At 56.7% G+C, this 19,948-nt stretch carries 24 protein-coding genes; 19 read left to right on the forward strand and 5 right to left on the reverse strand.

Going from position 1 to position 19,948, the window contains the following annotated elements; genetic code table 11:
• Window positions 1-10 precede the first annotated feature (10 nt).
• From CU102_RS11185 to CU102_RS11205, 5 genes are read left to right on the forward strand one after another with little or no spacing between them, the layout of a single operon-like run.
• Window positions 11-1,471, forward strand: coding sequence for a form I ribulose bisphosphate carboxylase large subunit (locus tag CU102_RS11185; protein ID WP_106711178.1), 1,461 nt, complete (start codon window positions 11-13; stop codon window positions 1,469-1,471).
• Between the two features lie 10 nt (window positions 1,472-1,481).
• Window positions 1,482-1,901 carry a ribulose bisphosphate carboxylase small subunit gene (locus CU102_RS11190; protein ID WP_106711179.1) on the forward strand — a complete coding sequence of 140 codons (420 nt, stop codon included), beginning with the start codon at window positions 1,482-1,484 and terminating at the stop codon, window positions 1,899-1,901.
• Window positions 1,894-2,832: a CbbX protein gene (gene cbbX / locus CU102_RS11195; RefSeq protein WP_106711180.1), complete on the forward strand. Its 939-nt coding sequence runs from the start codon at window positions 1,894-1,896 to the stop codon at window positions 2,830-2,832. Before CU102_RS11190 ends, cbbX begins: the two co-directional genes overlap by 8 nt.
• Window positions 2,829-3,518 (forward strand): ribulose-phosphate 3-epimerase, encoded by a 690-nt coding sequence (gene rpe / locus CU102_RS11200; RefSeq protein ID WP_106711181.1) that lies wholly within the window; start codon window positions 2,829-2,831, stop codon window positions 3,516-3,518. The genes cbbX and rpe overlap by 4 nt, the downstream gene beginning before the upstream one ends.
• Window positions 3,519-3,532: 14 nt before the next feature.
• The gene (locus tag CU102_RS11205; protein ID WP_106711182.1) at window positions 3,533-4,090 is read left to right on the forward strand and encodes a thioredoxin family protein; all 558 of its coding nucleotides are present in this window, start codon (window positions 3,533-3,535) and stop codon (window positions 4,088-4,090) included.
• 42 nt (window positions 4,091-4,132) lie between these two features.
• Here the strand turns inward: CU102_RS11205 and CU102_RS11210 are convergent, their stop codons facing one another.
• Window positions 4,133-4,519 (reverse strand): c-type cytochrome, encoded by a 387-nt coding sequence (locus CU102_RS11210; RefSeq protein WP_106711183.1) that lies wholly within the window; start codon window positions 4,517-4,519, stop codon window positions 4,133-4,135.
• A 552-nt stretch (window positions 4,520-5,071) separates the two neighbouring features.
• On the opposite strand from CU102_RS11210, the gene CU102_RS11220 reads away from it, so the two are divergent.
• From CU102_RS11220 to CU102_RS11240, 5 genes are all read left to right on the forward strand, one after another.
• On the forward strand, window positions 5,072-6,055 hold the full coding sequence (locus CU102_RS11220) for an ABC transporter substrate-binding protein (RefSeq protein ID WP_245425299.1): 984 nt from the start codon (window positions 5,072-5,074) through the stop codon (window positions 6,053-6,055).
• An 84-nt stretch (window positions 6,056-6,139) separates the two neighbouring features.
• Entirely contained in the window at window positions 6,140-6,874 is a 735-nt protein-coding gene (locus CU102_RS11225) for an ABC transporter permease (RefSeq protein ID WP_166648386.1), read from the forward strand.
• Complete coding sequence (locus CU102_RS11230; RefSeq protein WP_106711186.1) at window positions 6,834-7,592, forward strand: ABC transporter ATP-binding protein; 759 nt, start codon at window positions 6,834-6,836, stop codon at window positions 7,590-7,592. Before CU102_RS11225 ends, CU102_RS11230 begins: the two co-directional genes overlap by 41 nt.
• A complete protein-coding gene (locus CU102_RS11235; RefSeq protein ID WP_106711187.1) occupies window positions 7,589-8,548 on the forward strand; it encodes a quinoprotein relay system zinc metallohydrolase 2 in 960 nt (319 codons plus the stop codon). Before CU102_RS11230 ends, CU102_RS11235 begins: the two co-directional genes overlap by 4 nt.
• 83 nt (window positions 8,549-8,631) lie before the next feature.
• Window positions 8,632-9,486, forward strand: coding sequence for a quinoprotein dehydrogenase-associated SoxYZ-like carrier (locus CU102_RS11240; protein WP_106711188.1), 855 nt, complete (start codon window positions 8,632-8,634; stop codon window positions 9,484-9,486).
• 6 nt (window positions 9,487-9,492) lie between these two features.
• On the opposite strand, the gene CU102_RS29805 is transcribed toward CU102_RS11240, so the two are convergent.
• Window positions 9,493-9,843: a hypothetical protein gene (locus tag CU102_RS29805; protein ID WP_166648375.1), complete on the reverse strand. Its 351-nt coding sequence runs from the start codon at window positions 9,841-9,843 to the stop codon at window positions 9,493-9,495.
• Between the two features lie 500 nt (window positions 9,844-10,343).
• On the opposite strand from CU102_RS29805, the gene xoxF5 reads away from it, so the two are divergent.
• The 9 genes from xoxF5 (at window position 10,344) to pqqE (ending at window position 17,637) form a co-directional block, all read left to right on the forward strand.
• Window positions 10,344-12,125 (forward strand): lanthanide-dependent methanol dehydrogenase XoxF5, encoded by a 1,782-nt coding sequence (gene xoxF5 / locus CU102_RS11250; RefSeq protein WP_208113814.1) that lies wholly within the window; start codon window positions 10,344-10,346, stop codon window positions 12,123-12,125.
• 178 nt (window positions 12,126-12,303) lie between these two features.
• Window positions 12,304-12,816, forward strand: a complete 513-nt coding sequence (locus CU102_RS11255; protein ID WP_106711190.1) for a c-type cytochrome, methanol metabolism-related — start codon at window positions 12,304-12,306, stop codon at window positions 12,814-12,816.
• A 46-nt stretch (window positions 12,817-12,862) separates the two neighbouring features.
• Window positions 12,863-13,684: a substrate-binding domain-containing protein gene (locus CU102_RS11260; RefSeq protein WP_245425300.1), complete on the forward strand. Its 822-nt coding sequence runs from the start codon at window positions 12,863-12,865 to the stop codon at window positions 13,682-13,684.
• 51 nt (window positions 13,685-13,735) lie between these two features.
• A complete protein-coding gene (locus CU102_RS11265) occupies window positions 13,736-14,257 on the forward strand; it encodes a PQQ-dependent catabolism-associated CXXCW motif protein (RefSeq protein ID WP_106711192.1) in 522 nt (173 codons plus the stop codon).
• Between the two features lie 78 nt (window positions 14,258-14,335).
• Window positions 14,336-14,431 carry a pyrroloquinoline quinone precursor peptide PqqA gene (locus tag CU102_RS11270; RefSeq protein WP_100002498.1) on the forward strand — a complete coding sequence of 32 codons (96 nt, stop codon included), beginning with the start codon at window positions 14,336-14,338 and terminating at the stop codon, window positions 14,429-14,431.
• A gap of 98 nt (window positions 14,432-14,529) precedes the next feature.
• On the forward strand, window positions 14,530-15,468 hold the full coding sequence (pqqB, locus tag CU102_RS11275) for a pyrroloquinoline quinone biosynthesis protein PqqB (protein ID WP_106711193.1): 939 nt from the start codon (window positions 14,530-14,532) through the stop codon (window positions 15,466-15,468).
• A complete protein-coding gene (gene pqqC / locus CU102_RS11280) occupies window positions 15,465-16,220 on the forward strand; it encodes a pyrroloquinoline-quinone synthase PqqC (RefSeq protein ID WP_106711194.1) in 756 nt (251 codons plus the stop codon). The genes pqqB and pqqC overlap by 4 nt, the downstream gene beginning before the upstream one ends.
• A complete protein-coding gene (gene pqqD, locus CU102_RS11285; RefSeq protein WP_106711195.1) occupies window positions 16,217-16,516 on the forward strand; it encodes a pyrroloquinoline quinone biosynthesis peptide chaperone PqqD in 300 nt (99 codons plus the stop codon). The genes pqqC and pqqD overlap by 4 nt, the downstream gene beginning before the upstream one ends.
• Window positions 16,513-17,637 carry a pyrroloquinoline quinone biosynthesis protein PqqE gene (gene pqqE / locus CU102_RS11290; protein ID WP_106711196.1) on the forward strand — a complete coding sequence of 375 codons (1,125 nt, stop codon included), beginning with the start codon at window positions 16,513-16,515 and terminating at the stop codon, window positions 17,635-17,637. Before pqqD ends, pqqE begins: the two co-directional genes overlap by 4 nt.
• Here the strand turns inward: pqqE and CU102_RS11295 are convergent.
• The 3 genes from CU102_RS11295 to CU102_RS11305 are packed head-to-tail and all read right to left on the reverse strand — an operon-like array spanning window position 17,630 to window position 19,925.
• Window positions 17,630-18,265 carry a hypothetical protein gene (locus CU102_RS11295; RefSeq protein WP_245425301.1) on the reverse strand — a complete coding sequence of 212 codons (636 nt, stop codon included), beginning with the start codon at window positions 18,263-18,265 and terminating at the stop codon, window positions 17,630-17,632. The two genes, pqqE and CU102_RS11295, sit on opposite strands and share 8 nt — an antisense overlap.
• Window positions 18,262-19,122: an ABC transporter permease gene (locus CU102_RS11300; protein WP_106711198.1), complete on the reverse strand. Its 861-nt coding sequence runs from the start codon at window positions 19,120-19,122 to the stop codon at window positions 18,262-18,264. Before CU102_RS11300 ends, CU102_RS11295 begins: the two co-directional genes overlap by 4 nt.
• Complete coding sequence (locus tag CU102_RS11305) at window positions 19,119-19,925, reverse strand: ABC transporter ATP-binding protein (protein ID WP_106711199.1); 807 nt, start codon at window positions 19,923-19,925, stop codon at window positions 19,119-19,121. The genes CU102_RS11300 and CU102_RS11305 overlap by 4 nt, the downstream gene beginning before the upstream one ends.
• Window positions 19,926-19,948 lie beyond the last annotated feature (23 nt).

A 19,948-nucleotide genomic window follows, 5' to 3' on the forward strand; every position in this document is an offset into this window, starting at 1 on the left:
GGACCCCACCATGTCGAACAAGTCAGAAACGGTCACGGGAAAGGACCGCTACAGGTCCGGTGTCATGGAATACAAGAAGATGGGCTATTGGGAGCCCGACTATGAACCGAAGGACACCGACATCATTGCGCTCTTTCGCATCACGCCGCAGGATGGCGTCGATCCTATCGAAGCCGCCGCCGCCGTCGCCGGTGAATCGTCGACTGCGACCTGGACGGTTGTCTGGACCGACCGCCTCACTGCGACAGAGAAGTACCGCGCGAAGGCCTATCGCGTGGACCCGGTGCCAAACGGGGAAGGGCAGTATTTCGCCTACATCGCCTACGACCTCGATCTTTTCGAACCGGGGTCGATCTCGAACCTGACGGCGTCGATCATCGGAAATGTCTTCGGCTTCAAGCCATTGAAGGCGCTGCGGCTGGAGGACATGCGCCTGCCGGTTGCTTACGTCAAAACCTTCCAGGGTCCGCCCACAGGCATCGTTGTGGAACGTGAACGTCTGGATAAATTCGGTCGACCTCTGCTCGGTGCAACAGTGAAGCCGAAGCTCGGCTTGTCCGGCCGCAATTACGGGCGCGTCGTATATGAGGCCCTCAAGGGTGGCCTCGACTTCACCAAGGACGACGAGAACATCAATTCACAGCCTTTCATGCATTGGCGCGAACGGTTCCTCTACTGCATGGAAGCCGTCAACAAGGCGCAGGCCGCAACCGGTGAAGTCAAGGGCAGCTACCTCAACGTCACCGCGGCGACGATGGAAGATATGTATGAGCGTGCCGATTTTGCCAAGGAGCTCGGTTCGAACATCGTCATGATCGACCTGGTCATTGGCTACACGGCAATTCAGTCCATGGCCAAATGGGCACGGCGCAACGACATGATCCTGCATCTGCACCGGGCGGGTCACTCAACCTATACGCGGCAGAAATCCCACGGCGTATCGTTCCGCGTCATCGCCAAGTGGATGCGGCTTGCCGGCGTGGATCACATCCATGCAGGGACTGTTGTCGGCAAGCTGGAAGGTGATCCGGCCACGACGCGCGGCTACTACGACATCTGCCGCGAAGACTTCAATCCGATGCGATTGGAGAACGGCGTGTTCTTCGATCAGCACTGGGCGTCACTCAACAAGATGATGCCGGTGGCCTCGGGCGGTATCCATGCCGGCCAGATGCATCAGCTTCTCGACCTGTTGGGTGAGGATGTCGTGCTGCAGTTCGGCGGGGGAACGATCGGTCACCCGATGGGCATTGCCGCCGGCGCAACCGCCAATCGTGTCGCACTCGAGTGCATGGTCTTGGCGAGAAATGAGGGACGCGACATCGTCAACGAAGGCCCCGAGATCCTCCGCATGGCTGCGCGCAACTGCCAGCCCCTGCAGCAGGCGCTCGAAGTCTGGAAGGACGTTTCCTTCAACTACACCTCAACCGACTCGCCGGATTTCATTCCGACAGCAACAGCAGCAGAATAGGAGCAGCGACATGCGTATTACCCAGGGAGCATTCTCGTTCCTGCCTGACCTCACCGATCAGCAGATCGCAAAGCAAGTGCAATATTGCATCGACAATGGTTGGGCGGTGAGTCTGGAATTCACGGACGATCCGCACCCGCGCAACACCTATTGGGACATGTGGGGGCATCCCATGTTCGACAACCCCGACGCAGCCGCGCTGATGATGGAGTTGAAGGAATGCCGCAAGGTCTATGGTGACAGCTATATTCGCCTGGTTGCCTTCGACAACAGTCATGGCTGGGAGTCGGTCAAACTGTCCTTCCTCGTCAACCGGCCAGCCGAGGAACCCGGGTTCCACCTTGCAAGGCAGGAGGGCGAGGGGCGTGTCGTTCGTTATACGACGAGATCCTATGCAACGGACAAGCCTGCGGGGCAGCGCTATGGCTGACGCCAGCATCGCGCAACTGGCCGAGGGTCATGAAGAGATTCCCGCAGCAATAGACCTGCGCGCCGAATACGTGGAATCTGGCGTGAAGGATGTCCTTGATGAACTAGATCGCGACTTGATCGGCCTGAAGCCGGTCAAGCAGCGCATCAAGGAAACGGCGGCCCTTTTGCTTGTCGAACGGGCTCGCCGGAGGATGGGGCTCGCCCATGAAACGCCGACATTGCATATGAGCTTCAGTGGCAATCCCGGCACCGGCAAGACCACCGTGGCGCTACGCATGGCGGATCTGCTGCACCGGCTTGGCTATATCCGCAAGGGTCATCTCGTTTCTGTCACGCGCGATGATCTCGTCGGCCAGTATATCGGCCACACCGCACCGAAGACCAAGGAAATCCTGAAGAAGGCGATGGGCGGCGTGCTGTTCATCGACGAGGCCTATTACCTGCACCGGCAGGAAAACGAGCGCGACTACGGTCAGGAAGCGATCGAGATATTGTTGCAGGTGATGGAAAACCAGCGCGACGATCTCGTCGTCATCCTCGCCGGTTATGCCGATCGCATGGATAAATTCTTCGAGAGCAATCCGGGCTTCCGTTCGCGCATCGCCCATCATATCGATTTTCCGGACTATAGTTCGGCTGAGTTGCTCGGCATTGCGGATACCATGCTGTCGAAGCAGAACTATGCCTTCGATGCCGAGGGCCGGGCGATCATGGCCGACTATATCGAACGGCGTCGGCAGCAGCCGCACTTCGCCAATGCCCGCTCCATCCGCAATGCTCTTGACCGGGCGAGGTTGCGACATGCCAACCGGCTGTTCGAGGCCTCCAATGGCCCGACCGATGCAGCCGCACTGTCGACGATCACTGCCGATGATATCAGGGTCAGTCGCGTGTTTTCCGCAGCACCAAGGGAGGAACAAACGCCATGAATCACAAGACGCTCATCGCACCGTCGGTCCTCTCGGCAGACTTTTCACGTCTCGGGGACGAGGTCGAGGATATCATCAGCGCTGGAGCCGACTGGGTGCACCTCGATGTCATGGACGGTCACTTCGTGCCCAACATAACCTTCGGGCCGCAGATCATAAAATCGATCCGCAACAGGACCCGCGCGATATTCGATTGTCACTTGATGATCGCACCAGCCGACCAATATCTCGCTGCGTTTGCCGATGCAGGATGCGATATCATCACCGTCCATGCAGAAGCCGGGCCGCATCTGGATCGCTCGCTCCAGGCAATTCGCAATCTCGGCAAAAAGGCTGGCGTTTCACTCAATCCCTCGACACCGGAAAGTGTTATCGAGTATGTTCTGGATCGTCTGGATCTTGTCCTGCTGATGACTGTCAATCCGGGATTTGGCGGTCAAGCATTCATTCCGTCGGTTGTTGAGAAGGTTGGGCGTGTCAAGTCAATGATCGGGAAGCGCCCCATCCATATCGAGATCGACGGCGGCGTCACCCCGGATACGGCGCCTCTGGTGGCTGCCGCAGGGGCTGACGTACTCGTCGCCGGTTCTGCGGTGTTCAAAGGAAACGGCAAGGCAGCTTATGCTGACAACATCGCCGCAATCCGTCATGCTGCCGATCATGCGAGGCACCGGGCCGCGGCCTGACTGGGAGGAAGACGATGGCAGCGACACCACCTTTGTGCGATTTCGGTTGGAATGCTGTCGATGCCAGCCTCATCGGGGTCGATGGTCAGCGCCATTCCATTCTGGCGCAGGCCGGTCGTCGCGGCCTCGTCGTCGTCTTCATCTGCAATCACTGTCCCTATGTGAAGGCGGTTATCGGGCGCATTGTGCGCGACGCGAGGGACCTCAAGGAATATGGCGTCGGCTTTGTTGCCATCAATTCCAATGACGCGGTGACTTATCCGGCTGATTCCTATGAGAACATGCAGCGCTTCGCCAGCGAGCACGATTTCCCGTTTCACTATTTGCACGATGCGGACCAGACCGTCGCACGAACCTATAACGCAGTCTGCACCCCGGATTTCTTCGGGTTCAACGGTGCTAGCGAATTGCAATATCGCGGCCGCCTCGATGCATCACGCAAGGAGGAGGGAGCAGCCGACATGCGTCGGGATTTGTTCGAAGCCATGAAGCAGGTTGCCAATTCGGGGCAGGGTCCGCGCGAACAGATCGCGTCGATCGGTTGCTCGATCAAATGGCGTGAGACTGCCTGAGGCGGGAGGGGAGCCGCCGACAACCTGTCGACGGCGATCTGATCACTTTGAAAACTGCTTCAGATAGGCTTCGAGATTGGAGATCTCGGTTTCGTCTTTCAATCCGGCGAAAGCCATCTTCGTGCCTTTTACCTTTGCCTTTGGATCGTGCAGATATTCCCGCAGGCTGGCTGGATCCCAGACGAGACCCGCCTTGCCAGCATCGACCATGGCCGGTGAATATTTGAAGCCCGGGTGCGTTCCGGCTGTTCTTCCGAACAAATTGATCAACGACGGCCCGACCTTGTTCTTGTCGGAATCAGCGACGTGGCAAACGGAGCATTTTTTGAAGACGGTTGCACCCGCGGTGGCATCGCCCTCCTGAGCGTGTGCTCCTACAGTAAACAACATGGCAACTGACATACCTGTCAGCAGAATTTGATATCGCATGGCATTTCCTCATATTCGCCAAGGGTGCCCTGGACGAAGACTGGCGCCAATTTCCATGCATTGGCGCCCCCATTTTTAGAACCCTTCCAGAGTTACCTGTCGCATTTGATAAGTCAATCGCCCGCCGAGGAAATAACGCCGCACCGCCTTGCTCATGTTTTCCCTAGGCCCGCGATTGACGTCTGGCGGCGAGAACCGTAATTTGAAAGCTATATTTCTCATTCGGGCACCTTGAGAAGTCTAACCAACGAACAATTGCTCCTGCCTTACCGCAGGCGATCTGGTCGGGATTGGAGGTGCTGGCATGGATGTTATTGATCTCGTCCTAATGATCTGCCTTGTGTCGAACCCGTCAAGTTGCCGGGAGGAACGGCTGCATTTCGAAAACAAGGGCGGCCTGCACACTTGCATGTTCCTTGCACCAACTGAAATCGCAAAGTGGTCCGAAGAACATCCAAAGCTTCGGGTCGTCCGGTGGAGGTGTGATTATCCTACGAATGAGCTGACTCTGTAGTTCAGCGCGTAACATGGCGATCTGTCTGGGAGGACATCGTGACAGGACTATTTCAGCATCCCCTTCGCTTCCTGTTTGTGTGGCTCGTGCTTGGCGGCCTCGGCATTTCTGCGGGCCTTGCCGCTGAGACTGTGAGGGTTGGCGTCCTCAAGTTCGGCACCGTGAATTGGGAGCTTGATACGATCAAACACCACAAGCTCGACGAGAAGCATGGCGTGAACGTGGATGTCCGCTTCTTCGCCAGTGAAGATGCGACCAACGTCGCAATGATGGCCGGTGACGTTGATATCATCGTGAGCGACTGGCTTTGGGTGTCTAGGCAGCGCACCTCCGGCGAAGATCTGGCGTTCGTACCCTATTCCAGCTCTGTGGGCGCCTTGATGGTTCGCGACGAGTCGCCGCTGAAGAGCCTTGCCGATTTGAAAGGCAAAAAGATCGGTGTCGCAGGCGGACCCCTCGACAAGAGTTGGTTGCTTCTGCAAGGTCTCGCGAAGCAGCAACTATCTGTTGATATGGCGGCGCAAAACGAGATCATTTATGGCGCGCCGCCGCTGCTCGCCGAAAAAGCGCAGCAGGGTGAGCTTGATGCCGTCCTGAATTTCTGGAACTTCTGCGCGCGGCTTGAAGCAAACGGGTTCCACCGCCTGATCAGTACGAGTGACGCCGCAAAAGCGCTGGGTGCCTCCGGGACGGCGTCGGCGATCGGCTACATCTTTCACGACAAATGGGCCGACGCGCATCCAAAAGCTATCGCAGGATTCATCAGCGCCAGCCGTGATGCGAAGGAGCTTCTCGCCAGGTCGGACGAGGATTGGCAACGTCTCGCGCCGGTCATCAAGGCTGAGGGCCGCGAACTTGATGTGTTGCGGGACCGTTATCGGGAAGGAATTCCCAAGGGAACCGTTGATGAAGAAGAGGCAGATGCGACAAAGCTCTACGCTGTTCTTGCTGAACTTGGCGGTACCCGGCTGGTCGGCCCCGCCAAAACACTGGCCCCCGGCACGTTCTGGAAGGGAAAATAAATGGGGCATGCGGCGACTGATCCCGAACGGTTCGAGCAGATCAAACAGCCTGTCGCGGCACTGCATCGATGGAATTCAACCTTAATGGTCGTATTGTCGTTCGGTGTATTGCTGGTCGCATGGCATATCGGAGCAACCCTCTGGCCAAGCCGGTCATTCCCGGCACCATTGAATGTTTTGCAAACGTTCATCAGCGAAACCGCAAGTGGTGATTTGCCCTACCATTTGGCTATTACGCTTTGGCGTGTTGCGGCGTCCTTTTTTCTGGCAATGACCATTGGATCGGTGATCGGCGTCTTGCTGGGCAACCACAGTCGCGCCGATCAATTCTTCAATCCCTGGCTCATTCTTTTCCTGAACGTCCCCGCTCTCGTCATTATTGTGCTCGCCTATATCTGGTTCGGCCTGAATGAGGCCGCGGCCATCGGCGCGGTCGCGGTCAACAAGATTCCGAACGTGGTAGTTACCATACGGGAAGGGACACGGGCACTTGACCCTCGCTATGCCGAAATGGCCAAGGTGTACCGACTGGGCGCTCTCGACCGCTTGCGGCATATCATGTTGCCGCAGTTGCAGCCCTATATCGCAGCAGCTTCGCGGTCCGGTGTTGCGCTGATCTGGAAGATCGTGCTGGTCGTCGAACTGCTTGGCAGGTCAAACGGAGTCGGTTTCCAGATCAATCTGTTTTTCCAGCTATTCGATGTTGCCGCGATCCTCGCCTATACTCTGGCCTTTGTCGCTGTGATGCTTTTCATAGAACTTGTCGTGGTGCAGCCTCTTGAACACACATCCACTCGCTGGCGCCGCCGCGCGGCTTAAGGTTGATATCGACCAGAAATCATTCCGCTCATCGAACGGCGGAACGATCGACGTGTTGCAGGATCTGCGCTTTGAAGTCGTGCAGAACGAATTCGCCTGTATCCTCGGTCCTTCCGGGTGCGGCAAGACCACGACGCTCCGTATCCTGCTCGGACTCGAGCATGACTATCGCGGCACTATTCAGCTACCGGGGCTTGCGCAAGCGCGGATGGCCGCAGTGTTTCAGGAACCGACGCTCCTGCCATGGCGTACGGTCGAGCAGAATGTGCGGCTTGCTATGCCCGAGGATCAGCGGAATGCGAATCTCGATGCGCTTTTCAATCAGCTGGGCCTTACGAAAATGCGCTCCTTTTATCCGTCTGAACTTTCCCTCGGCCTCGCGCGTCGCGCCGCCATCGCAAGGGCATTGGCAATCGAGCCGGACATTCTTTTGCTTGATGAACCCTTTGTTTCGCTGGACGAGGCAACAGCGCAGCAATTGCGCTACTTGCTCATGACGGTCTGGTCGGAGCGTCCGACAACAGCCCTCATGGTGACACACAATCTGCAGGAAGCGATCATGCTATCTGACCGGGTCATCGTCCTTTCAGATCGTCCCGCACATGTGATCGGCACGTTCGATATCCGTCTGCCCCGGCAATATCGCAACGAACAGGTCAGGGCTGATCTGTTGCGTTCATTCAACGAGAAGTTCGCCGGCATAAGGAATGCGCCATGATCCATCCAACGCGGCGCAGCGTTCTCAAGACCGGGGCTTTCTTCACGTGTTGCTGTCTGGGGCAATTCAGCCTGGCGCGGGCACAATCGGCAGGCCGCGTGGCCTTGCCTGTCACAGAGTTTGAGGATGGTGTTTTTGCTTTCTCCGGTATCCCCGAGATGATGAGCGCGAACAACCGGGGCGAGATTTGCAATGTGGGTTTCATTGTCGGCGAGGAAGCCGTGGCCGTGGTTGACAGTGGTGGAAGTGTCGCCGAAGGCCGGGCGCTGATAGCTTCGATCCGCGCGGTTTCCGACAAACCCATTCGTTATCTGATCAATACTCACATGCATCCGGATCATATCTTTGGCAATGCGGCGTTCGAGGATACGGGCGCAACCGTCGTCGGGCATCAAAGCCTGCCGCGTGCGCTTGCCAGCCGCGGCGATTATTATCTGCGGAGCTTTCGCGAAAGCCTGGGCGCGAGCTTGATGGCGGACGTAAAGATCATCCCTCCAACCAAACTGATTGCAGGCGAGGAGACGCTCGACCTGGGCAAGCGGCAATTGACGCTCAAGGCATGGAAACCCGCCCATACGGACAATGACCTGACTGTCTTCGATCAACAATCACAGGCTCTTTTCACTGGCGATCTTTGTTTCATTGACCATCTTCCGACCATGGACGGATCACTTCGAGGCTGGATGGAGCAACTCGAAACGCTGAAGACAATCAACGCCAAGCTGGCTGTTCCGGGCCATGGCCCAGTTCCGTCGAAATGGCCGGAAGCGCTCGAGGTCGAGCGCCGTTACTTTGAAACCCTCGCGCGCGACATCCGCAAGTCGATCGCCGATGGCGTGCCGATGGCAGAGGCCGTCAAGACAGCGGCGCAAAGCGAACGGCCGAACTGGCGCCTCTTCGATGAATACAACGAACGCAATGCAACAGCCGCCTTTGCTGAGCTCGAATGGGAATGATTGCCAGGTTTGCCAGATCATCCTGCGAAGTGATATAGTGGCAGCTGGCCGGGCACCGCCAATGTTCTTGGTGGAGGCAACGCATGACGATCGTTTCTACAATCCGACACAACCGGATTATTTCGGTTGTTCTTTTGACATTGCTCGCAACTGCAGTTCCCTTGGCTGCGGGTGCGCAGGGTACAACTGTTCCCGCAAGCACCACCTGGACCAGCTTGAAGGGCGACGTTTTCGGTCAGAAAGCGGTCGAGCCGGCGAACGGTATCATCACAATCGAGGCGCCGAAGCGAGCCGAAGATGCGGCGCTCGTGCCGATTGATCTGCATTTCAAAACGGATGCAACGTCCGGCCGGATCAAGACTGTCACACTCATCGTTGACGAAAACCCGTCGCCTGTCGCTGCCGTGTTCAAGTTCGGCAAGGATGCAGGCGTGACCCATCTCGCGACGCGATTGCGGGTCAATGCCTATTCCTATGTCAGGGCGATAGCGGAAACCGAAGACGGCAAGCTTCACATGACCGAGACGTTTGTGAAGGCATCAGGCGGATGCTCGGCACCAGCGCTCAAGAACCAGGACGAGGCTGTGGCCTCGCTCGGCAAAATGAAGTTGCGCGTGTTTCCATCCAGTGCGCCAGGCTCTGAACCGATGACGCGGGCAACTGAAATGCAACTGATGATACGCCATCCCAACAATTCCGGACTGCAGATGGATCAGATCACCCGCTATTATATCCCTGCTCACTTCATCCAGGGGCTTACGGTATCGCAAGGCGATCGGCTCATCATGTCGATGGAGGGCGGCATATCGATCTCGGAAGACCCGAATTTCCGTTTCGAATTCGACGCAAAGCCAGGCGAAGATGTGAAAGTCGAGGCAGCGGATACCGAGGGCAAGAAATTCCAGAACGAATGGCCGCTGCAATCCTCCAGTCTCTGATACGTTCTAGAAACAGCGGATATCCGCTTCCGCCTGGGCCCGCTTGAGTTCGGTTGTCGCGGCTTTGGCTGGCGCACTCTCACGGAAGAGGACGCCGTTTTCGCCGGTCATCTGTCCCATTTGCTTGAAAGTCTCGGCTGCAACATAGTGCTCATAGGTCACGACAGAGGCGATCACATCGATCGAACAGGAGCAGCGCTGCAGCGTATCGCGGTTCTCGCCATTGGCTTTCATGCATCCATAGACGTATTCAGCAAGCGTCGAAGTGGGGTAATCTGACGCAGCATTTGCCGGCAAAACGAGGGCAAATGCTGCACCTGCTAACAAGGCGGCTTGTGCGATTTTGGACGCGATCATCGAATTTCTCGCTTTCATCCAGTTGAAATATACATTTTTCAAGTAGATAACAAAAAACAATATTGATCTGCAAACATAAATGCGGATGCAAGTATCAATTTATGTGACAGAGCCATTTGACAGAATTCGGCAATTAAACCGATCGCTTACTGCGCTGCGACAATTGTGTATTGCAATGCAGCAAATATAAATTGAGAAACATGCTTGCGTAATGCAAATGTTTCTCCTATCGTCCACTTGTTTCCGGCTTCAAGGACGTTACCGTCAAGGGAGTGGTGACAGTCTTCGTAGGCCAAGCGGGGTGGGCAGTAACGGTGCCCTCTGCGCGCCTGGCTTAGGTCGTGACACGCTGCCGGAAATACTTCCCATTTGCGTGAGCTAATGGAGCGGAACCGTCTTTTGAAACGGGGCCGTCCGATGGTTCATTAAAGTGAACTTAGGGAGGACTCAAAATGCGTGTACACAAGAAATTAATTGGAATTGCATTGGCTACGACGGCCATGTCGTTCTCGTTGGCGGGTGGAGCCTTTGCCAATGACGACTTGCAGGGCTTGATTTCTGATTCCAAGAACTGGGCGATTCAGACTGGCGATTACGCCAATACCCGGTACTCAAAACTCAACAAGATCAATGCGGACAACGTTAAGAACCTCCAGGTTGCCTGGACGTTTTCAACGGGCGTGCTGCGCGGCCATGAAGGCGGCCCGCTTATCGTCGGCGATATCATGTATGTCCACGCGCCATATCCCAATACGGTATATGCGCTCGATCTGAACAATGACGGCAAGATCCTCTGGAAGTACGAGCCCAAGCAGGATGCAAACGTTATTCCTATTATGTGCTGTGACACGGTCAATCGCGGCGTCGCCTATGGTGATGGCAAGATATTCCTCTATCAGGCCGATACAACACTTGTTGCTCTCGATGCAAAGACCGGCAAGCCTGCCTGGTCTGTCAAGAACGGCGACGTAGCGGATGGCAGCAAGGGCGAATCCGGCACTTCGGCTCCCATGGTTGTGAAAGACAAGGTGATTGTCGGTATTTCCGGCGGTGAGTTTGGTGTTCGCGGCTCGTTGACGGCTTACAACATCAGTGACGGCAAGCAGGCGTGGCGGGCCTGGTCGATGGGGTCCGACAAGGACACATTGATCGATCCGGAAAAAACCACACACCTCGGCAAGCCGGTTGGAGCTGACTCCGGAACCAATACCTGGGAAGGCGACCAGTGGAAAATCGGCGGTGGGACGACCTGGGGTTGGTATTCGTACGATCCCAAGCTGAACCTGATCTATTACGGCACAGGCAATCCATCGACATGGAACCCCAGTCAGCGTCCAGGTGACAATCGCTGGTCCATGACGATCATGGCCCGTGATGCAGACACGGGCATGGCCAAATGGCTCTACCAGATGACCCCGCATGACGAGTGGGATTATGACGGTATCAACGAAATGATCCTGGCTGACGGCATTGAGGTCGAGGGACAGCCTCGCGACGTTCTCGTCCACTTCGACCGCAATGGTTTCGCCTATACGATGGATCGTGCAACGGGCGAACTTCTTGTCGCCAAGAAATACGATCCGGCAGTCAACTGGGCGACCGAAGTCGTCATGGACAAGAGCAGCAAGAACTACGGGCGTCCGACTGTAGTAGACAAGTACTCGACCCAGAAGCAGGGTGAGGACGTGAATACGACGGGTGTCTGCCCGGCAGCTCTTGGTACCAAGGACCAGCAGCCGGCGACCTACTCGCCAAAGACCAAGCTCTTCTACGTTCCGACGAACCATGTCTGCATGGACTATGAACCCTACAAGGTCAGCTACACCGCCGGTCAACCTTATGTCGGCGCAACGCTTTCCATGTATCCGGCTCCCAATAGTCATGGTGGCATGGGTAATTTCATCGCCTGGGATGCAGCAAAGGGTGAAATTGTCTGGTCCAAGCCCGAGCAGTTCTCGGTCTGGTCAGGCGCTCTCGCAACTGACGGCGATGTAGTCTTCTACGGAACGCTCGAAGGCTATCTGAAGGCGGTCGATAAGGACGGCAAGGAACTCTACAAGTTCAAGACACCTTCCGGCATCATCGGCAACGTCACCACATACGAACATAATGGCAAGCAATATGTTGCCGTTCTGTCCGGTGTTGGCGGATGGGCTGGCATTGGTCTTGCTGCCGGTTTGACGAAGCCAAACGAGGGTCTGGGTGCCGTCGGCGGTTATGCCGCTCTTTCGGACTATACGGCTCTCGGCGGTCAGCTGACCGTATTCACCGTTCCGGAGTAATCGGGACGAAGTGGACACGTTGGCCTGCAAAAGCAGGCTTGCAAACAGGGTGCCCGGTTTCGACCAGGCCGGGCCCCTCGTGTCACCAACCAAATGACGATCAATCACAACCGTTAAACCGGTGCCGGGAGGCGCCGACCTGACGGGTTGGAATGCGAGGTTACGGATGCCCATTCGAATGACATTTCTTGCCGTTGCTGCCGGCCTTGCCCTGTTGGCAAGCCAGGGCAGCACCTATGCCGACGACAAGGCGGCCGCCGCGGTTGCCTCCGACGACAACGGCAAATATGCCGATAAGGAGGGAAATCCCACATTCAAGATTCAGGAAGACGGTACTGTAGACTGGTATACCTATAGCGGTTTCCGCCGGTTCAATTCAGACTGCTTCGTTTGCCATGGCGCCGACGGTGCTGGGTCGTCCTTTGCCCCGGCACTTGCCAATTCGCTGAAGACGATGACTTATGCCGATTTCCTTTCCATTGTCGCCGAGGGACGCAAGAATCTCAGTGCCGGCAAGGAAAACGTCATGCCGGCGTTCGGTAACAACAAGAATGTCTACTGTTATATGGACGATCTTTATGTCTATCTGCGCGCTCGCGCAGTTGGTGATCTGCCGCGCGGTCGCCCAGCAAAAAAAGAGGACAAGCCGCAGGCAGCCAAGGATGCGGAAGCATCATGCATGGGTGGATAAGATGATACGGCATGGGCGATCTCTGGTGAAATGGATTGGGCGTTGCATGGTGGTGGCGGCAGTCGCCGCCGTGCCGTCCGATGTCCTGGCGCAAGGGGCTGGCCTCGGTGCTGCGGGCGAACTGGTTGATCCGGACGTGCTGCGGGTTTGCGCCGATCCATCGAACATGCCGTTCTCCGATGAGAGCGGTAAAGGGTTCGAAAACAAGCTGGCGGAGCTCGTTGCCGCCAAGACAGGACGTAAATCGGTCGCCTACACCTGGTATCCGATGGCTACAGGTTTCGTGCGCAATACGCTGAGATCCAATCGCTGCGACATCATCATGGGCTATGCCCAGGGCGACGAATTGGTTCAGAATACCAATGCCTATTACCGTTCCACCTATGTCATGATCTACAAGAAGGGCAGCGGCCTCGATGGCGTCGACACGATCGAGGACACCAAACTTGCCGGCAAGAAAATTGGCGTCGTTGCGGGCACACCGCCGGCGGCAAACCTCGCAGCGGTCGGATACATGCGCAATGTGCATCCTTATCCGCTGATGGTCGATACACGTTTGGCTCCTTCCATGGCCGACGTGATGCTGAAGGAGCTTCTCAGCGGCGTTATCGACGTTGCGATCCTCTGGGGCCCGATGGCCGGATATTACGCCAAGGAAATCGATCCCAACCTGACGACTGTACCATTGGTCAAGGAAAAATCCGGACATATGGCCTACCGGATCACCATGGGTGTGCGCCCTTCCGATCAGGAATGGAAACGAACGCTGAACAAGGTGATCAGGGAGAACCAGTCGGAGATCAACAAGATCCTGCTAGAATATCAGGTTCCGCTGATCGACGAGAATAACAAGCCCATTACCCAATAATTGTAAAGGGATTGCGATGTGAGAAAATTGGTTCAGGACTGTATTGGAGCGATGGCCGTTCTTTTCGCCACGATGGCGACGGCGGTTTCTGCGGCCGAGACGGTTCCGGAACCTGCGGGATACAGGATGGAGGAGTACCGCGCCCCTGTTCCTGGCACGTTGAAGGGGGCAACGGTTGTCACGACAGATGAAACCATTGCTCTTTGGAAAGACAAATCGGCGGTGTTTGTCGATGTTCTTCCCCATGATCCGAAGCCGGCAAATCTTCCGGCTGGAACGATCTGGAAGGAGAAAGTACGCGAGAACATTCCGGGGAGTATCTGGCTCCCCAATGTGGGTTACGGAGTCATAAACAAGGAGACGGAAGCCTATTTCCGCAAGGGGCTAACGTCGCGACTGGGAGATGACATGAATCGAAAGGTGCTTTTCTATTGCATGGAGAACTGCTGGATGTCCTGGAACGCGGCCAAAAGGGCGGTTGAATGGGGATACCGATCGGTGCTTTGGTACCCCTTCGGAACCGACGGCTGGGTCGCGGCGAAGCAGCCCACACAAAGAAATGAGCCCTATTAATTTTCAATCCTGCGCCAGGGTGGCGTATGATGCCGGAGAAAGATCAGAGACTGATCTTTGAATGAGAAGGAGGAAAGCATGAAGAAAACATGGACCAAGCCTACCATGTGCCAGGTTGCTGCAGGGATGGAACTTTCCCGTTACCTGCCAGCCGAGCTGAAAGCAAAGAAGTAAACCCCAACCCTCGCCCTGCGTGATGTGATTGCGTGGGGCGAATTGGGTTTGATCAGGCCGGGGGAACTGTTCTCCGGCGATAGGGAAATTTGCCCATAATGCGTTTGAAAATTATAGGCTCCGCGGCAGGGGGTGGATTTCCGCAATGGAATTGCAATTACCGGTTGAGCCGTGGAGCGTGGAGCGGCTCAGCCAACGTTCGTCCCCGAACCCAATCCAGTCTGGCTGCGAGCGCAAACGGGAGTGATTGGGTCTTGTTCAATGCATCTCCTGATATCCGCCAGCAGATTGCAGCAACGCCGGAGCTTCAACCCCGTGCTGAAGGTCCGTTGCGTGGCACGCCAATCAGGGCCGTTGTTCTGACCAATGCGGATGTTGATCACATCGCCGGGCTACTCAGCCTGCGCGAGCGCGAACCATTTGCCATCTATGCGACCCGCCGGGTGCTGCAGGTTCTCGAAACGAATTCTATCTTCAACGTTCTCGACCCCTCAATCGTCCAGCGGCGTGAACTTGTGCTGGGTCAGCGAACCGATATCCTGGACGTGAAGCACCTGCCAACAGGTATCGTGATTGAAACCTTCCCGGTCCGCGGCAAGGTGGCGCTCTTCCTGGAAGACCAGACGAAAGCAGCCGATGGCTTCGGTACGGAGGAGGGCGATACGATCGGGCTGCGCATTTCTTCGCTGACCGGTGATCAGGCGGCGTTTTACATTCCCGGCTGCGCGCGCATTGATCATGCTCTGAAGCAGCGATTGTCAGGGGCGTCGTGCCTGTTATTCGATGGAACTGTCTTTACCGATGATGAGATGATCGCAGCAGGCGTCGGAGCGAAGACCGGCGCGCGGATGGGACATTTGCACATCACGGGCGAAGACGGTTCGATGCTCTCCTTTGCGGATATCGGCATTGAACGCAAAATCTACGTTCACATCAACAACACCAATCCCATTCTCGAAGAAACCTCGCTCGAACGTGCGACGGTGCAGGAGGCGGGATGGGAAGTCGCCTTTGACGGCATGGAGGTTCGGCTTTGATCGAATTTGCGGATGCAGCGCGTAACGGTTTATCACCGGCAGGACTTGAAGCGGTACTGCGCGAGGTCGGTGCGGCGCGCTATCACAACCGGCATCCGTTCCATCACCAGATGACGAGTGGCGCACTGACCAAGGCGCAGATGCAGGCCTGGGCGCTCAATCGCTATTGCTATCAGTCGGTCATTCCGCGCAAGGATGCGATCATCATCGCACGATCCGAAGATCCCGAATTCCGTGCGGAATGGCGCAAGCGGATTGAAGACCATGACGGCAGTGATGGCTGGAATGGTGGCATTGCGCGGTGGCTCAAGCTGGCGACAGGGCTCGGCCTTGATGCCGGCATGGTCAAAAGCGAAAGGTTTGCTCTCCCCTCGACACGCTTTGCCGTCGGTGCCTACCTTTCCTTCTGCACCAATCGTAGCCTGCTTGAGGCGGTCGCCTCCTCGCTGACCGAGCTGTTCTCTCCGGTTATCATCGGGGAGCGTGTCCCCGCCATGCTGGCGAAGTATGACTATGTGACGAAAGACATCCTCGCCTATTTCGACAAGCGGCCGACACAGGCCTCGCGCGATTCCGACTTCGCGCTCGCCTATGTGATGAGTCATGCCGATAGTCCGGAAAAGCAGCAGGCTGCCATCGATGCGCTGGTCTTCAAGTGTGACGTGCTCTGGGCGATGCTTGATGCTCTGGCCCACGCGTATGGCGAAAAAGGCAATATCCCGCCCGGCGCTTTTGATCCGGAGGCGTCATGATAGAAACAACCAGAGTCCGCACGATCGTTTCGATGCAGTCGAAGCCGGTCTTGAAGCGGCATGTGCGGCTGCAATATGATAAGGTTCGCGAAGCTTGGGCGCTGTTGTCGCCGGAGCGGGTGTTCTGGCCGAACGAAGTCAGTCTGGACATCCTGCGTCTGTGTGACGGGCGGCACAGCGTTGCGCAAATGATCGCTTTGCTCGGCGATCTTTATGGAGCGGACGAAGCGGAGATCACACCGGATGTGACCGGCTTTCTTCAGGAATGGTCCGACAAGTTTCTGGTGACGCTATGACGGAACCTGTTCTACCCCCGATCGGCATGCTGGCGGAATTGACGCATCGTTGCCCGCTGCAGTGCGCCTATTGCTCCAATCCGGTTGAATTGTTGAAAGCCAACCGGGAAATGGATACGCAAGGCTGGGTCTCGCTATTCGAACAGGCGGCAGACCTTGGCGTTTTGCAGGTGCATCTTTCCGGCGGCGAACCGACGCTGCGCACCGATCTTGCGGAACTCATTGCCAGTCTCGCCCGTCGCGGCGTCTACACCAATCTGATCACGGCGGGCGTTGGAATTGCCGATGGTAGGATTGAGGCCTTCGCTGACGCCGGGCTGGATCACATTCAGCTGAGCTTCCAGGGTGCACGCGCTGCGACGACGGAAAAGATCGGCAACTCCCGCGGTGCTCATGAGAAAAAGCTGGAAACAGCAAGGCGCGTCCGGAAAGTCGACCTGCCGCTGACGATCAACGCTCCCATCCATCGGCACAATATGGAGGAAGTGCCGGAGTTCATCGAACTTGCGCTATCGCTCGGCGCGGAACGGCTGGAAATCGCCAATGTGCAGTATGCGGGCTGGGCGCTGCTTAACCGCAATGCCTTGATGCCGGAACGGGAAGCGGTCGAGCGCCAGGTCCAGATTGTTGAAGAGGCACAGGAGCGATTGCGCGGCATCATGACGATCGATTTCGTCACGCCCGACTATTTCGCAATCTATCCGAAGCCGTGCATGGGCGGCTGGGCTCGGGATGCGTTCATGGTTGCACCCGACGGTACTGTCCTTCCCTGCCATGCCGCCGGTACGATCAAATCGCTGCATTTCGAGCGTTTTGGCGACTGGAGTCTCAGTCGCATCTGGCACGAATCGTCGGCGTTCAACGCGTTCCGCGGCACGGACTGGATGCTGGAACCATGCCGGAGCTGCGAGCGTAAGGAGATCGACTGGGGTGGCTGCCGCTGTCAAGCCATGGCGATAGCGGGTGATGCTGCGGCAACCGATCCTGCCTGCATCAAATCTCCACTCCATGCGCGGATGGGCGCCCTGATCAAGGAAGCGGTCAACACAAAGACGTCAGATCAGACACCGGACGCTTTTACCTACCGGCGCATAGGACGTGTCGCCGAACCTATTATTTGATCATTGATTGGCCAATCGTCTTTGACAGGCCGTAGAGCCGCTGCTCGATGATCGTCGGGACTTCACAGACATATGTCAGCGATTGGACCCGTTCCTCGAACACCCGGGTTTCCCATTTCAGTCTCTCGTCAAGTCTCTCCAACTCGTCCGGATCGGCATCGGCTTTAGCGCGCATTGCATCCACTGCAGAGGCCTCCTTGCGCAGATCCGCTGCGAGCTCCCGCTGCTTGGCTGCATAACGCGAAATACCGGAAATAACCTGTTCGCGCTCACGATTGAGCGTTTCGAACAGCCCCTGAAAAAGTTGGAAAAGCTTGTCGTTTACCTGGTCCCTGGACAGAGTCCCGGCATACTCGACGATCTGCTTTTGCGCGGCATCAAGCGGATTTCGCCGCGCTGCCAATTCGCCAACAAGGTCTTCGATCTTTGGATCGGCATTCCAGTTTCCGGCGGTTTCTGGAATTTCCGGCCCGTTCCACACCTGACCGATGGAAAGCTCAGGTACCTTGCGCTGGATACACGGCCAGTCGGGATCGTTGCTCGCCGCTGCAAGCGCCATGCCCGGACTTGCTGCATAGAGGAGAAGGCAGGCTGTGGCCCCCGACATGATGATGCGCAATCGCTTCAATTGTTCCCTCCCTCTTGCTTCTTGATGACGAGACCTCGTGAAGGGTCATAGGCAATGATGGCGCCGGCAATAAAGACGAAGGTGAAAGCACAGACCACGGCAAGCGACGTCCATTCGATCTGCCCATAGAAGGCGAACCGGACAAGCTCCACCGCATAGGTGAACGGATTGAGCAGGCAGATTTTGTGGAGGAGGGGACTTGCCTCCTGGACACGCCAGAGCGGGTAAAGGGCCGAAGATGCGAAATACATCGGGAAGATCACGAAATTCATGATGCCAGCGAAGTTTTCCAGCTGTTTGATCATCGAGGATAGCAGCATTCCCAATGCACCGAGCATCATTCCCGAGAGGAAAAGGGCAGGCAGGATCAACAAATATCCTGACACCGGCGCCTTCACCCCCCAGAACCAGGCGATGAACAGGAATGCATAGACCTGGATGATTGAGACAGCGACGCCCGCTAGGAGCTTGGAGACTAGCAAGAACCAGCGCGGAAAGGGGCTGACGAGGAGTGTCCTCATATTCCCCATCTCCCGGTCATAGACCATGGAGAGCGACGATTGCATGCCGCTGAACAAAAGGATCATGCCGCAGAGGCCGGGGGTGATGTAGACTTCATAGAGAACATAAGTCTGGTAGGGCGGGATGATGGAAACGCCAAGCACCTGGCGGAAGCCCGCAGCAAAGATGAAAAGCCAAAGAAGCGGCCTGACAAGCGATGAAATGAATCGCTCGCGCTGGTTGAGATAGCGCAGGCCCTCGCGGACGAGTATGCCTTTGAGGCATACGAGATATTGCAGCAGCCCGAAGCGCTTGCGTGCCAGTGGTGCCAGCCCGGGGTTGGTAATATCAGTCATTGCCTGTGTCCTGGATTTAGCGGGACGACGCCGGTGAGCCGCGAAAAGGCCTCGTTGATTGTCGTGGCGCCCGCTGACTTGACGACATCGTTTACAGCTCCATTCGCCACGAGTTTGCCCCGGTCCAGCACGATGACCTGGTCCGCATGGCTGACCTCGTCGATCAGATGTGTCGCCCAGAGCACGCTGATCCCGTTCTCCTGCACGAGCTTGCGAATATCGGCGAGGATCGCGGCGCGTGACTTGATGTCGAGGCCGACGGTCGCTTCGTCGAGCAGCAGCAGCGATGGCTGGTGCAGCAGCGCACGGACGATCTCGACGCGTCTGATCTGTCCGCCGGAGAGGCTGCGTGCCTTGTCATACAGGCGATCGCTCATGTCGATGGATTGCATGAGTTCGTGAATGCGCTGGTTCGCGGCGCGCGCGCCGATCCCGTGCAGCGAAGCGTGGTAGGACAGGTTCTGCTGCACGGACAGGTCGAGATCGAGTGTACGTGCCTGAAAGACGATCCCGAGACGCCGCAGCGCATCGCCTGGCCTGCGATTTATGTCGTGGCCGAAGACGTGGATATGGCCATTACGCGTTGCGAAAAGGTGGCTGACCAGCGAGAAGAGCGTCGTCTTGCCTGCGCCGTTCAATCCGAGGAGCACGGCAAACCGACCGGGAGGAATTGAAAACGAGACATTATCCAGCGCCTGTCGCTTGCCATAGGCATAGCTTACGGATGCAAGTTCCAGCGCCGGACTATTGGCTTCCGGCAAGGCTTTGCCCTGAACGTCCTTCAGTCCGGCATTTGTACCCATCGCGCTCCACCCTTGGTACGTTG

It is taken from the genome of Phyllobacterium brassicacearum (assembly GCF_003010955.1).
Classification (GTDB): domain Bacteria; phylum Pseudomonadota; class Alphaproteobacteria; order Rhizobiales; family Rhizobiaceae; genus Phyllobacterium; species Phyllobacterium brassicacearum.

Excerpts from the sequence above, each read along its gene's own strand:
- CU102_RS11185 (WP_106711178.1), top strand. The coding sequence starts at position 11 with ATGTCGAACAAGTCAGAAACGGTCACGGGAAAGGACCGCTACAGGTCC.
- CU102_RS11190 (WP_106711179.1), top strand. The coding sequence starts at position 1,482 with ATGCGTATTACCCAGGGAGCATTCTCGTTCCTGCCTGACCTCACCGAT.
- cbbX (WP_106711180.1), top strand. The coding sequence starts at position 1,894 with ATGGCTGACGCCAGCATCGCGCAACTGGCCGAGGGTCATGAAGAGATT.
- rpe (WP_106711181.1), top strand. The coding sequence starts at position 2,829 with ATGAATCACAAGACGCTCATCGCACCGTCGGTCCTCTCGGCAGACTTT.
- CU102_RS11205 (WP_106711182.1), top strand. The coding sequence starts at position 3,533 with ATGGCAGCGACACCACCTTTGTGCGATTTCGGTTGGAATGCTGTCGAT.
- CU102_RS11210 (WP_106711183.1), bottom strand. The coding sequence starts at position 4,519 with ATGCGATATCAAATTCTGCTGACAGGTATGTCAGTTGCCATGTTGTTT.
- CU102_RS11225 (WP_166648386.1), top strand. The coding sequence starts at position 6,140 with ATGGTCGTATTGTCGTTCGGTGTATTGCTGGTCGCATGGCATATCGGA.
- CU102_RS11235 (WP_106711187.1), top strand. The coding sequence starts at position 7,589 with ATGATCCATCCAACGCGGCGCAGCGTTCTCAAGACCGGGGCTTTCTTC.
- CU102_RS11240 (WP_106711188.1), top strand. The coding sequence starts at position 8,632 with ATGACGATCGTTTCTACAATCCGACACAACCGGATTATTTCGGTTGTT.
- CU102_RS29805 (WP_166648375.1), bottom strand. The coding sequence starts at position 9,843 with ATGATCGCGTCCAAAATCGCACAAGCCGCCTTGTTAGCAGGTGCAGCA.
- xoxF5 (WP_208113814.1), top strand. The coding sequence starts at position 10,344 with ATGTCGTTCTCGTTGGCGGGTGGAGCCTTTGCCAATGACGACTTGCAG.
- CU102_RS11255 (WP_106711190.1), top strand. The coding sequence starts at position 12,304 with ATGACATTTCTTGCCGTTGCTGCCGGCCTTGCCCTGTTGGCAAGCCAG.
- CU102_RS11260 (WP_245425300.1), top strand. The coding sequence starts at position 12,863 with ATGGTGGTGGCGGCAGTCGCCGCCGTGCCGTCCGATGTCCTGGCGCAA.
- CU102_RS11265 (WP_106711192.1), top strand. The coding sequence starts at position 13,736 with ATGGCCGTTCTTTTCGCCACGATGGCGACGGCGGTTTCTGCGGCCGAG.
- CU102_RS11270 (WP_100002498.1), top strand. The coding sequence starts at position 14,336 with ATGAAGAAAACATGGACCAAGCCTACCATGTGCCAGGTTGCTGCAGGG.
- pqqB (WP_106711193.1), top strand. The coding sequence starts at position 14,530 with ATGCGTTTGAAAATTATAGGCTCCGCGGCAGGGGGTGGATTTCCGCAA.
- pqqD (WP_106711195.1), top strand. The coding sequence starts at position 16,217 with ATGATAGAAACAACCAGAGTCCGCACGATCGTTTCGATGCAGTCGAAG.
- pqqE (WP_106711196.1), top strand. The coding sequence starts at position 16,513 with ATGACGGAACCTGTTCTACCCCCGATCGGCATGCTGGCGGAATTGACG.
- CU102_RS11300 (WP_106711198.1), bottom strand. The coding sequence starts at position 19,122 with ATGACTGATATTACCAACCCCGGGCTGGCACCACTGGCACGCAAGCGC.
- CU102_RS11305 (WP_106711199.1), bottom strand. The coding sequence starts at position 19,925 with ATGGGTACAAATGCCGGACTGAAGGACGTTCAGGGCAAAGCCTTGCCG.